The organism is Rhodococcus sp. F64268, assembly GCF_023015605.1.
Classification (GTDB): domain Bacteria; phylum Actinomycetota; class Actinomycetes; order Mycobacteriales; family Mycobacteriaceae; genus Rhodococcus.
Genome location: NZ_JALKAI010000008.1, coordinates 17,494 through 29,780 on the forward strand (window position 1 = coordinate 17,494; position 12,287 = coordinate 29,780).

Genomic DNA, 12,287 nt, shown 5'->3' on the forward strand with positions numbered 1-12,287 from the left:
GGTCGGGGCATCGGCGCCGGATCCCGTCGGTCACGGGTCAGGGCGTCAGCCCTGCACCCCGAAGGGAAGGGTGAAGCGGATGTCGCCTTCGACGATGTCGCGCATGTCGGAGATACCGTTGCGGAACTGCAGGGTGCGTTCGAGGCCCATGCCGAACGCGAATCCGCCGTACACATCGGGGTCGATACCGCTCGCGCGGAGCACATTGGGGTTGACCATTCCGCAGCCGCCCCACTCGACCCAGCCTGCGCCACCCTTCTTGTTCGGGAACCACACGTCGACCTCGGCGGACGGTTCGGTGAACGGGAAGTAGTTCGGCCGCATCCGAGTAGTGGTCTCCGGACCGAACAGGGCACGGGCGAAGGCGTCGAGTGTGCCCTTGAGGTGCGCCATGGTCAGGCCCTTGTCGACCGCGAGTCCCTCGATCTGCGAGAACACCGGGGTGTGGGTAGCGTCGAGTTCGTCCGTGCGGAAGGTACGCCCGGGGCACACCACGTATATCGGGATGTCCCGGCTGAGCATCGTGCGGACCTGCACCGGGGAGGTGTGCGTGCGCAACACCTGCCTCGACCCTTCGGGGGCGATGTGAAACGTGTCCTGCATCGTCCGGGCCGGGTGGTCGGGCAAGAAGTTCAGTGCGTCGAAGTTGTAGTGCTCGGTTTCGACTTCGGGCCCCTCGGCGATCTCCCAGCCCATCGCAACGAACACGTCGGAGACCTGTTCGGAGATGATGGTGATGGGATGTCGCGCGCCGAGCGCACGGCGGGTCGCGGGGAGGGTCACGTCGATCGACTCGGCGACGAGCACCGCGGCGTCGCGCTGCGCCTGCAGTTCTTCGCGACGCGAGTCGAAGGCAGCCTGCACTGCGGTGCGGTGGACGTTGACGCGTTTCCCGGCGTCGGCGCGTTCGGGACCGGGCAGGGAGCCGAGCGCACGCTTCGCCAACGAGATAGGCGCCTTGTCCCCCAGGTGCGCGATCTTCGCCTGGGCGAGTTCGTCGAGGTTGCGGGCCGCACCGAATCCTTCGAGGGCCGCTTTCTGTGCCGCCGCGAGGGCGTCCTCGGTCAGCGCTCGGGGATCGACTGCCGGCGGAGTGCCGCCCTCTTTCTTGGCCACGACCGGTGCAACTCCTTCTTGGGGCGAACGGTTCTTCGTCGGTGGGTGAAGCGGGTACAGCAAGGCTGCACCGTAGAAATCCTAGGTTAAGCGCGTAGCCGACCGATGCTGCACCCTGGCACTTGCATACATGCAGATCGCGGCGGCGGTCGCGAGGTTGAGGGACTCGGCACGACCGCGGATCGGAATGCGCACCCGATGATCGGCGCGGGCGGCGACCTCGGGCGGCAACCCGTGGGCTTCACTGCCGAAGAGCCAAGCGGTGGGACCTGCGAGCAGTTCGTCGGCCTCGTCGAGATCGACCTCACCGTCGGCCGCGGTCGCGAGGACCCGAACTCCTGCGGCGGTCACCGCGTCGAGCACGCGGGTGGTGTCGCGTTCTCTCACGAGCGGCAGATGGAACACGCTGCCTGCCGAGGAGCGCACGCATTTTCCGTTGTGCGGATCGACGCTGTCTCCAGCGAGGATCACCGCGTCGGCACCGACAGCGTCGGCGACGCGGATGAGGGTCCCTGCGTTGCCGGGCTCCCCCATCTCGACCGGGATCGCGAGCAACCGCGCCCCGGAGTCGAGCGCCGAGTCGAGGGGCACGTCGAGGGTGTCACACACCGCGACGAGTCCCGGCGGTGAGACGGTGTCGGACAGTCGCCCGCCGGCGCGGTCGGTCACGAGGCCCACGCGGATGCCGCGGTTCTGCGCGGTGGTGACGAGATCCCGGTAGCGCTCGGCGGCGCCTTCGGTCACGAATATGTCGTGCACCACCCCCGTGGCGAGGGCCGCGGTGACCGAGTTCTCACCTTCCGCGAGGAAGCGTCCGGTTCTACGCCGCTCAGCGGCGCGGAGCAATTTGACAGCAGAAACGACCCGTGGGGTGCGCTCGGTGAGCGGGTCCACGGGCCGTTCCTGTGCTGGATTCTCGTTCAGCGTCGCGCTCAGGCAGCCGGAGCGTTGACGTCGGCGGGCAGCGCAGCCTTCGCAACAGCCACCAAGCCGGCAAATGCCTCGGCGTCGGAGACGGCAAGCTCAGCAAGGATCTTGCGGTCGACCTCGACACCGGCAGCCTTGAGGCCCTGGATGAACCGGTTGTAGGTGATGTCGTTCGCGCGGGCCGCAGCGTTGATACGGGTGATCCACAGCTTGCGGAAGTCGCCCTTGCGCGCGCGACGGTCGCGGTAGGCGTAGGTCAGCGAGTGAAGCTGCTGTTCCTTGGCCTTGCGGTACAGACGCGAGCGCTGCCCGCGGTAGCCCTTGGAGGCCTCGAGAATCGAACGGCGCTTCTTCTGGGCGTTGACGGCCCTCTTCACGCGTGCCACTGATATGTCCTGTCAGGTTCGGGGGGCTGGTACTCGGCCCCCGGGATGATCGGTCGGGAAGGCTCAGATGTCGAGCAGGCGCTTGATGCGCGGCGCGTCGGCGGGCGAGACGACGGCGGTCCCGTCGAGGCGACGCGTGACACGCGAGGACTTGTGCTCGAGCAGGTGGCGGCGACCGGCCTTCTGGCGCAGGATCTTTCCGCTACCGGACACCTTGAAACGCTTTGCGGTGCCGCTGTGGGTCTTCGACTTGGGCATGGAGTCCTCAGTTCTTGTCGTGGATACATCGGTGCTCGCGCGCAGCACCGGATGTGCTGCCGGAGCGGCTAGCTGGTCTGTGCCTGTCCCGATTGACCCTGCTGCTCCTGCGCCGCAGGTGCGGCGGGTTCTGCAGGTGCCGCGGGGGCAGGCCGGGAAGACTTGGCCGGAGCGGCGTGCGCGGCTTCCTGAGCCTTGGCGCGGGTCTTCGCTCCCTTGTGCGGGGCCAGGACCATCGTCATGTTGCGGCCGTCCTGCTTCGCGGACGTCTCGATGAATCCCAGGTCGGCGACATCGGCGCCGAGACGCTGCAACAGACGGAATCCGAGTTCGGGCCGCGACTGCTCACGACCGCGGAACATGATGGTCACTTTGACCTTCGAGCCGGCCTCGAGGAAGCGAACGACGTTCTTCTTCTTGGTCTCGTAGTCGTGGTCGTCGATCTTGGGGCGGAGCTTCTGCTCCTTGATCACGGTCAGCTGCTGGTTCTTGCGCGATTCGCGCGCCTTCTGCGCGGCTTCGTACTTGAACTTGCCGTAGTCCATGATCTTGCAGACCGGCGGGCGGGCGTCGGGGGCCACCTCGACGAGGTCGAGGTCGGCTTCGATGGCCAGGCGGAGTGCATCTTCGACACGCACGATTCCGACCTGTTCACCACCCGGTCCGACGAGTCGGACCTCGGGAACACGGATGCGTTCGTTGATGCGGGTCTCAGCGCTGATGGGGCCTCCTAGGTAGAAATGCGGTGTGGTCTTGCTGACCGCACCGCAGCACGCGGGGCCCGGCGATTCCTCGACGAAAAAACCCCGCTGCAGTGCTGATACACCTGGCGGGGTCCGTACCGACCGGTCGACGCGACGCGGCACCGCCGCGACCAACGTTCCATACCCTCGAGGGCATGGACTCTCCGAGCGCCGTAACGCTCGAAGGACCGGACCACTGCGCCGCAAGAAACACGCGGCCAGAGGTGGGAGTCGGACTCCACTTGCTGCCCGCGCGGGTACGCGCAGGCGGTCGTGGCGATCAGTCTAACAAAAGATGCACGTCGGCGCCGAATCGGACCTCGGAGCACGCACCCGGAACACGAGCACCGCTGCGCTGGTGGGATCCTCGAGGACATGACCGACACCCCCGATGCCCCCCGCCACGATGATCAGCCCGCAGATATTCGCGACCTCGCCGACATTCCCGCAGTCGAGGTGATCAGCCGCGCTGCGGTGATGCTGATGAGCTCCGCCGCGGAGAAGCTGGGCCTCGCCGACGACGATCCCGACGCGAGCGACCGCCTGGACCTCGATGAGGCACGCCGCGTGATCACGGCCCTCGCCGGGCTGGTCACTGCCTCGGTGGAATACCTCGGCCCGCACGCCGGTCCGATCCGTGAGGGCCTACAGGCGCTTCAGAAAGCCTTCCGCGAAGCGTCCTCGGTGCCCGATTCACCCGGTCAGGGCCCCGGCGAAAAATACACCGGCCCCGTCTACTGACGTTCGGCGCGTGCTCGTCCCGCTTGCTCAGCCGGCGGCGGCCTTCTTCCGTGGCGCACGCTTGCGGGCGGGACGAGCGGGCTTCTTCTGCGGGGCCGGAGCGGACTCGGCGAGAGATTCCGCAAGGAATCGACCGGTGTAACTGCGCTCGACTGCCGCAACGTCCTCGGGGGTGCCCTCCGCAACTACGGTGCCGCCGCCCGATCCACCTTCCGGGCCCATGTCGATGATCCAGTCCGATGTCTTGATCACATCGAGATTGTGTTCGATGACGATGACCGTGTTGCCCTTGTCGACGAGACCGTTGATGACGCCGAGCAACTTCCGGATGTCGTCGAAGTGCAGACCGGTAGTCGGCTCATCGAGGATGTAGGCGGTTCGTCCGTTGGAACGTTTCTGCAGTTCGGCGGCGAGTTTGACGCGTTGAGCCTCACCACCGGACAACGTCGTCGCCGGCTGGCCCAGTCGGACGTATCCGAGACCCACCTCGACGAGGGTCGCAAGGTAGCGGTGGATCGAGGTGACCGGCTCGAAGAACCCGGCTGCCTCCTCGATCGACATGTCGAGCACCTCAGCGATCGTCTTGCCCTTGTAATGCACCTCGAGCGTTTCCCGGTTGTAGCGGGCGCCATGGCATACCTCGCACGGCACGTACACATCGGGGAGGAAGTTCATCTCGATCTTGAGGGTGCCGTCGCCCGAGCACGCTTCGCAACGGCCGCCCTTGACATTGAACGAGAAACGTCCCGGCTGATAACCGCGTACCTTCGCCTCGGTGGTCGCAGCGAAGAGGGTGCGGATCTTGTCGAACACTCCGGTGTAGGTCGCGGGGTTCGACCGCGGTGTCCGCCCGATCGGTGACTGGTCGACCTGCACGAGCTTGTCGAGCTGATCGAGGCCATTGATGCGGGTATGCCGACCGGGCACCTGCCGCGCACGGTTGAGCTTGTTGGCCATCACCGTCGCGAGAATCTCGTTGACGAGCGTCGATTTGCCGGAGCCCGACACGCCGGTCACGCAGGTGAGTACCCCCAGCGGGAATGCGACGTCGATCTCACGGAGGTTGTTCTCCCTGGCACCGATCACGGTGACCTGACGTTTCGGGTCCGCGGGTCGGCGCACGAGTGGAACGGGAATCGATTCGCGACCCGACAGGAACGCGCCGGTGATGGACGCGGAGTTGTCGAGAAGCCCTTTGTAGGTGCCGCTATGGACGACCTGCCCACCGTGCTCCCCGGCGCGCGGTCCGATATCGACCACCCAGTCCGACGCGCGGATGGTGTCCTCGTCGTGTTCCACGACGATCAGGGTGTTTCCGAGATCGCGCAGCCGGGTGAGAGTATCGATCAATCGACGGTTGTCGCGCTGATGTAGACCGATGGACGGCTCGTCGAGTACGTAGAGGACACCGACGAGACCTGAGCCGATCTGGGTAGCGAGCCGGATACGTTGAGCTTCGCCACCGGACAGGGTAGCGGCCGCTCGAGCGAGGGTGAGGTAATCGAGACCCACGTCGAGCAGGAACCCGAGACGTGCCTGCACCTCCTTGAGGACCTGGCCGGCGATCGCCGCCTCCCGGGGCCCGAGGGTGAGGCTGTTCAGGAAGTCGGCGCACTCGGCGATCGACAGCTCGCACACCTCGGCGATCGACTTGGCGCCGAGGTCGTCCGCGGTGATCGTGACCGCCAGGATCTCGGGTCGTAGCCGGGTGCCGCTACACGTCGGGCACGGAATGTCGCGCATGTACCCGTCGTAGCGTTCCTTCATCTGTTCCGACTCGGTCTGCTCCATGCGGCGATGCAGGAACGGCATCACGCCTTCGAATTCGGCGTAGTAGGAGCGGACGCGGCCGTAACGGTTCTTGTAGCGGACGTGCACCTGCTCGGTACTGCCCTCGAGTACCGCCTTACGAACCTTTGCGGGCAGCTTCTTCCACGGTGTGTCGATGTCGAAGCCCATGACGTCGGCCAGTCCGGTCAGCAGACGGGTGAAATATTCGGAACTCTGCCCCATCGACCAGGGCGCGATCGCGCCGTCGGCAAGGCTGCGGTCCGGGTCGGGTACCACCAGGTCGGTATCGACCTCTTTACGTACGCCGAGGCCGGCGCAGTCGGGGCACGCACCGTACGGAGAGTTGAAGGAGAACGAGCGCGGCTCGAGGTCGTCGATCGCGAGGGGGTGCGCGTTCGGGCAGGCCAGCGATTCGGAGAAGCGACGTTCACGATCGGGGGCGTCCTCGTCGCGGTCGACGAAGTCGAGGACGACGATGCCTTCCGCGAGGCGCAACGCGGTCTCGATGGAATCGGTGAGACGCTGCTTGGCGGAGGGCTTCACCGCAAGACGGTCGACGACAACCTCGATATCGTGCTTTTCCTGCTTCTTGAGCTTGGGCGGCTCGGAGAGCGGGTACACCACCCCGTCCACCCGGACCCGGGAGTAGCCCTGCAGGGTGAGGTGCTCGAACAGGTCGACGAACTCGCCTTTCCTGGTCCGGACCACGGGAGCGAGGATCTGGAAGCGCAGGCCGGCTTCCATTTCGAGAACCTGGTCGACGATCTGCTGCGGCGACTGGCGGGCGATCTTCTCGCCGCACACGGGGCAATGCGGGGTACCGGCACGCGCATACAGCAGTCGGAGGTAGTCGTAGACCTCGGTGATGGTGCCGACAGTGGAACGGGGGTTCCGGTTGGTCGATTTCTGGTCGATCGACACCGCAGGCGAAAGCCCCTCGATGAAGTCGACATCCGGCTTGTCCATCTGGCCGAGGAACTGCCGCGCATACGCGGACAGCGACTCGACATAGCGGCGCTGGCCCTCCGCGAAAATCGTGTCGAATGCAAGGCTCGACTTACCCGACCCGGAGAGGCCGGTGAACACGATGAGGCTGTCGCGCGGCAAATCCAGGTCGACACCGCGCAGGTTGTGTTCGCGCGCCCCTCGTACGATCAGGCGATCCGCCACGCCAGTTCCTTCCTTGTCGACAAGGCCGCATTCGGGCCCTTGCCCATCGTAGGCGCGTGCACCGACACGTTCCGGTCTGCGACCACTCGACCTCGGGCGATGCGGCGCAGAGGTAACGTGCGGCACATGACGCAGCAGCCCCTCATCATCGATGACCACTACACCGGCGAGGTCTCCCCAGGCGGCCCCGCGCAGCGACGCAGCATCCCCGGTGCCACCATCGTCAAGCTCTCGGTCGGCCAGATGGACAACAACACCTACCTCATCACCGACACCCGAACCGGCAAATCGCTGTTCATCGACGCAGCCAACGAACCGGACCTGCTCGTGCCCTATCTTGCCGAGCACGCGCCGAATCTCGAACTCATCCTCACCACGCATCAGCACTGGGACCATTGGCAAGGGCTGGAGCAGGTCGCCGCCGCCACGAAGGTACCGACCGCTGCGCACCCGCTCGACGCCGAACCGCTGCCGGTGACCCCGGATCGTCTCCTCGAAGAGGGCGACACCATCCGGATCGGCGAGCTCGACCTCGAGGTGCTGCACTTGTCCGGGCACACCCCCGGTTCGATCGCACTCGTGCTCGAGGAGGCCGGTACCGGACGTCATCACGTGTTCACCGGCGACTGCCTTTTCCCCGGTGGGATCGGAAAGACCGCCGACACAGAGAAGTTCACTTCACTGCTCGACGATGTCGAGGCGAAGCTCTTCGGACGGTTCGGTGACGACACGGTGATCTACCCCGGCCACGGCAAGGACACCACGCTCGGAGCCGAGCGTCCGCATCTGCAACAGTGGCGTGAGCGCGGCTGGTGACGTCGCAGGGGTAGCCTCCGAGACGATCACCGCCGGACATCCTGAGTCGACCCGTCTGCCCGATCCCGGATCCTGCAGGAGCACAACCGCATACGCACATATCGGTGCCAGCACTCCACCTCCGCGCGTTCACGGAAGCGCAACGCGTGTCTCCCGCCTGTCCATCCGTGTCGCTTCATCGATTCGAGGATGACCGGCGGGAGACGCGGACCGGGATCATGAGCGAGGCCGTCGGGGGGCGGCGAGTAGTCACCCACCGACATTTGTTCGATATATTCTGCGATTCCGTCCTATCCGAAATTCGGTGAGAGCACATCCGGCAGCAAGATCTCGCATACTTCCGACCCGATCCGGGTACACATGGCAGGGTCTGAAACAAGCGACCGCGGAGAAAGAGGCTGCACATGATCGTCCGAAGGATTGCTCGCCCGATGCTCGCATCCATCTTCATCGCAGGAGGAGTCGATGCCCTGCGCAATCCCACCCCGAAGGCCACCGCGGCCCAGACAGGGCTGGACCAGATGCTCGGCGTCGCACCCGATTCGGTGACCGACCGGCTACCCAGCAATCCGGAGACCTTGGTGCAGATCAACGCCGCGGTCCAGATCGGAGCCGGCGCGCTTCTCGCCATCGGCAAGTGGCCCCGGATCTCTGCCCTGGCCTTGGCAGGCTCCGTTGTCCCGACCACCATCGCCGGCCACGATTTCTGGAATTACGACGACCCAGCCGCACGCGCCCAGCACCGCACACAGTTCCTCAAGAACGTTGGTCTACTCGGTGGACTGCTCCTCGCATCCGTCGATACCGAAGGCAAGCCGTCACTCGGCTGGCGAGGCAGGCGCGCCGCGCGTCATGCCCAGGAAGCCGTTGTGGCAGCCTTGCCCGGATCGACGTCGGACCATGCGACCGGCGACGCCCTGCACACTGTTTCCGAGCGAGTGAAATCGCTCACCGATGACGCGAGCCAGCAGGGAAGCGCTCTCCTCGAGAAGGCCAAGGAACGTGCACCCGAACTCGCCGAGGTAGCGCGCGAGCGCGGAACGGAGATCCTGGGGGTTGCCCGTGAGCGAGGTCCTGAGCTCGCCTCGGTCGCGCGTGAACGCGGCGCCGAGCTTATCGACGCAGCCAGGGAGCACACCCCTGAGCTCACGGACGCCGCAAAGGATCGCAGCAGCGAACTGCTCGAACGTGCACGAAACCGCGCCCCCGGGTACGCCGAGGTCGCGCGTCGGCGCGGCTCGAAATTGTGGGAGACAACCCGCGATCGAGGGACCGAACTGGCGCATCTGGCCGAGGAACGAACCTCGGAACTGAACGCGAAAGCGCTCGAGAACGCGCACCGGGCACAAGCACGCGCGGAGAAGGCGCGGACGAAGGCAGAGAAAGCGCGAGCGAAGGCCGAGAAGACGCTTCAGAAGAAACTCGGATAGCGACCGGAGCCTCGGCTGACACACCGAGATTTCTGCACACCGGCGCCCGCCGAACTAGACTCCTTGGACACTTTCCTCGACGTGCCTGCGCGTTCGAATCGTTCCAACCCGAGGAGTTCATGTGCCGGATGATGGCGCGCCCCATCCCGACCTCGAGCACGAGCAGCGCTACCTGTCGATGTTGTACACACACCTCGACGCGCTGCGGGAGTACACCGGCACGCGCTTGAAGCGAGTGCTACTGGAGACGGGCGGCACCCCCCAGGCGCGTAGCGAGCGTGAATCGTTCACCCAGATGTACACCGAGGATCTCGCCAAGTACGACGCGGCCGAACACGGACTGTGTTTCGGCCGCGTCGACGTCCGTGAATCAGCACACAACGGCGATCCGGACGGTGACAGCAAGAGCATAGAAGCGCGGTACGTCGGACGCATCGGCATCCTCGACGAGGACAACGACTACGAATCGTTGTTGCTCGACTGGCGCGCTCCTCTCGCCAGACCCTTCTATCTGGCCACACCCGCAGCACCGGAGGGGGTGGTACTGCGCCGACACATCCGCAGCCGCAACCGCACCGTGAGTGCCCTCAACGACGAGTACCTCGACCTCGACACTGCACGCGAGCACGCGAGCGTCAGCTCCGCAGGTGGCATGGCCGGTGAGTCTGCGCTCCTCGACGCGCTCAACGCAGCCCGCACGGGGCAGATGCACGACATCGTCGCGACCATTCAATCGGAACAGGACGCGATCATCCGCTCCGAGCACAAGAGCGTGCTCGTGGTTCAAGGCGGGCCCGGCACCGGCAAGACCGCGGTCGCTCTGCATCGCGCCGCCTATCTTCTGTACACCTACCGCAAACAACTCGCCAAGAGTGGTGTGCTCATCGTCGGGCCCAACTCGACGTTCCTCGACTACATCGGTCAGGTGCTTCCGTCCCTCGGCGAAACCGGCGTGCTGCTGTCCACTGTCGGCGACCTCTATCCCGGGGTCACGGCCACCCTCGACGACGGCTTCGAGGCCGGTGCGATCAAAGGCTCCCTCGACATGGTGGACATCCTGAAGACGGCGGTCCGCGACCGGCAGGAAGTGCCACCGAAGCCCGTGCCCCTCACCTTCGACACCTATCGACTCACGCTCGACCGCAAGATCGTCACGCGCGCCCGAGGCCGCGCGCGGTCGTCCCGTCGCCCCCACAATCTGGCACGGCCCATCTTCGTCTCCGCTGTCATCGAAGCGCTCGCCGATCAGATGGCGGAGCTCATCGGAGCGGATCTCGTCAATGGCGGTAATCTCCTGAGCCGCGACGACATCGACGACATCCGCTCGGAGATGCGGTCCGATCCCCACATCGTGACCGCAATCGATGCACTGTGGCCGACACTGTCACCGCAACGCGTGCTGTCAGACCTGCTGGCGTCGAAGAAGCGTCTGACCACAGCCGCCCCCGGTCTCACCGAAGCGCAGATCGACGCCCTCCATCGCCCAGGTCCGCACGCCGGTTTCAGTGCCGCGGACGCGCCATTGCTCGACGAGCTCGCCGAACTGCTGGGCATCGACGATGCGGCAGAACGCGAAGGGGCCGCCAAACGGTGGCGAAGGCAGATCGCCGACGCCCAAGGTGCATTGGACATCCTCACCGGTTCGGCGCCACAGGATCTGGAGGACGAACTCGATCCCGAACTGTTGATGGCATACGACCTGATCGATGCGTCGCAACTCGCCGAGCGTCAGGATATGAAGCAGCACCGGACCACGGCCGAGCGAGCGGCGGGTGACCGCACCTGGACCTACGGGCACATGATCGTCGATGAGGCGCAGGAACTGTCGGCCATGGCGTGGCGCATGCTGATGCGCCGGATCCCGAACCGGTGGATGACCCTGGTGGGAGACACCGCTCAAACAGGTGACCCTGCCGGAACCTCGTCGTGGCACCGCATCCTGGAGCCCTACGTGAAGAACCGGTGGCGCAAGGCAGAGCTGACGGTCAACTATCGGACACCCGCCGAGATCATGCGAATCGCGCACGACGTGCTCGCCGAGATCGATCCCGACCAGGTTCCGCCTCGCTCGGTGCGCGATTCCGGATTCGAGCCCTGGGCACGCCAAGTCGATCGGAATCACCTCGTCGACGTGGTCCGCGAGGCCCTCGATGCCGAGGTCGGCCCCGGCCTCACGGCGGTGATCGTTCCGCCGCGCCTGGTGCACGAATGGGCGCACCTGGCCTCGGAGTCGGTGCGGGTGGCAACCGTCAAGGATGTGAAGGGACTCGAATTCGATTCAGTGGTGCTCGTCGAGCCGGCCGAGATCCAGGAGGAATCTCCGCGCGGACTCAACGACCTGTATGTGGCGTTGACGCGCGCGACCCAGCGCCTCGGGGTGGTCCACACTGCACCACTCCCACAGGTACTCGGCGGGCTCGCGACCTCGGTCGGGGCGAGTGACGCGGCGGAGAATCCGGCGCCGTGCTGATCCGTGGGCGATCGTCGCCCCGGGAGGTCGGCCGTCGAGTAGCTCGGCCGATGGTGCTGGCGGTGCTGGCGGGGTTCGTCGCCGCGGCGGCCTCGTGTGCCGACTCCCCCGATCACGTGGAACACGCACACGCCGCCGCCACGACCTCGACGACGACTGCCCGTCCGGAGCAGAAGGCGCCGTTACTCGATGCGCATGCCCTTCGGTTCAAGAATGCGTTGGCCGACTCCGGGTTGGCAGCCGGCGTACCCGACGAGACACTGCTCGCCGTGGGCCGAGGGGTGTGCAGTCGACTGGCATCCGGCGCTCCGGAGGACGAGGTGATCGGGATGGTCCGACCGATCGCGGCGTATGCCGCGACGGTCTCGGAGACGACGATGCCGGGCGACGACGCCGCCCGGCATTACATCATGATCACGCGCGAGAAGTTCTGCTGACG

The 12,287-nt window shown here is 65.8% G+C and carries 11 protein-coding genes; 5 read left to right on the forward strand and 6 right to left on the reverse strand.

Features of this window, described 5'->3' with window-relative positions; all coding sequences use genetic code 11:
* Positions 1–45: 45 nt before the first annotated feature.
* From pheS to infC, 5 genes are all read right to left on the reverse strand, one after another.
* A complete protein-coding gene (pheS, locus tag MWU77_RS18270) occupies positions 46–1,116 on the reverse strand; it encodes a phenylalanine--tRNA ligase subunit alpha (RefSeq protein ID WP_169686743.1) in 1,071 nt (356 codons plus the stop codon).
* Positions 1,117–1,197: 81 nt separating this feature from the next.
* Complete coding sequence (locus MWU77_RS18275) at positions 1,198–2,010, reverse strand: RNA methyltransferase (RefSeq protein ID WP_169686741.1); 813 nt, start codon at positions 2,008–2,010, stop codon at positions 1,198–1,200.
* 38 nt (positions 2,011–2,048) lie between these two features.
* Positions 2,049–2,429: a 50S ribosomal protein L20 gene (gene rplT, locus MWU77_RS18280; RefSeq protein WP_169686739.1), complete on the reverse strand. Its 381-nt coding sequence runs from the start codon at positions 2,427–2,429 to the stop codon at positions 2,049–2,051.
* A 63-nt stretch (positions 2,430–2,492) separates the two neighbouring features.
* Positions 2,493–2,687 (reverse strand): 50S ribosomal protein L35, encoded by a 195-nt coding sequence (rpmI, locus tag MWU77_RS18285; protein WP_169686737.1) that lies wholly within the window; start codon positions 2,685–2,687, stop codon positions 2,493–2,495.
* A gap of 68 nt (positions 2,688–2,755) precedes the next feature.
* On the reverse strand, positions 2,756–3,409 hold the full coding sequence (gene infC / locus MWU77_RS18290) for a translation initiation factor IF-3 (RefSeq protein ID WP_247274519.1): 654 nt from the start codon (positions 3,407–3,409) through the stop codon (positions 2,756–2,758).
* Between the two features lie 396 nt (positions 3,410–3,805).
* Here infC and MWU77_RS18295 point away from each other — a divergent pair, with 396 nt between their 5' ends.
* A complete protein-coding gene (locus MWU77_RS18295) occupies positions 3,806–4,171 on the forward strand; it encodes a DUF1844 domain-containing protein (protein ID WP_169686735.1) in 366 nt (121 codons plus the stop codon).
* Positions 4,172–4,198: 27 nt separating this feature from the next.
* Here MWU77_RS18295 and uvrA read toward each other — a convergent pair whose 3' ends face one another.
* Positions 4,199–7,132: an excinuclease ABC subunit UvrA gene (uvrA, locus tag MWU77_RS18300; protein ID WP_169686733.1), complete on the reverse strand. Its 2,934-nt coding sequence runs from the start codon at positions 7,130–7,132 to the stop codon at positions 4,199–4,201.
* A 126-nt stretch (positions 7,133–7,258) separates the two neighbouring features.
* Between uvrA and MWU77_RS18305 the strand changes: the two genes are divergently transcribed.
* From MWU77_RS18305 to MWU77_RS18320, 4 genes are all read left to right on the forward strand, one after another.
* The gene (locus MWU77_RS18305; RefSeq protein WP_247274424.1) at positions 7,259–7,948 is read left to right on the forward strand and encodes an MBL fold metallo-hydrolase; all 690 of its coding nucleotides are present in this window, start codon (positions 7,259–7,261) and stop codon (positions 7,946–7,948) included.
* Between the two features lie 404 nt (positions 7,949–8,352).
* Complete coding sequence (locus tag MWU77_RS18310; protein WP_206039506.1) at positions 8,353–9,378, forward strand: DoxX family protein; 1,026 nt, start codon at positions 8,353–8,355, stop codon at positions 9,376–9,378.
* Between the two features lie 121 nt (positions 9,379–9,499).
* Positions 9,500–11,848: an ATP-binding domain-containing protein gene (locus tag MWU77_RS18315; protein ID WP_374229907.1), complete on the forward strand. Its 2,349-nt coding sequence runs from the start codon at positions 9,500–9,502 to the stop codon at positions 11,846–11,848.
* Positions 11,849–11,898: 50 nt separating this feature from the next.
* Entirely contained in the window at positions 11,899–12,285 is a 387-nt protein-coding gene (locus tag MWU77_RS18320) for a DUF732 domain-containing protein (RefSeq protein ID WP_247274425.1), read from the forward strand.
* The last annotated feature ends 2 nt before the right edge of the window (positions 12,286–12,287 follow it).

What these genes read in the sequence shown, in the direction of transcription:
- rpmI (WP_169686737.1), bottom strand. Translation starts at nt 2,687, where the DNA reads ATGCCCAAGTCGAAGACCCACAGCGGCACCGCAAAGCGTTTCAAGGTG.
- MWU77_RS18295 (WP_169686735.1), top strand. Translation starts at nt 3,806, where the DNA reads ATGACCGACACCCCCGATGCCCCCCGCCACGATGATCAGCCCGCAGAT.
- MWU77_RS18305 (WP_247274424.1), top strand. Translation starts at nt 7,259, where the DNA reads ATGACGCAGCAGCCCCTCATCATCGATGACCACTACACCGGCGAGGTC.
- MWU77_RS18310 (WP_206039506.1), top strand. Translation starts at nt 8,353, where the DNA reads ATGATCGTCCGAAGGATTGCTCGCCCGATGCTCGCATCCATCTTCATC.
- MWU77_RS18320 (WP_247274425.1), top strand. Translation starts at nt 11,899, where the DNA reads ATGGTGCTGGCGGTGCTGGCGGGGTTCGTCGCCGCGGCGGCCTCGTGT.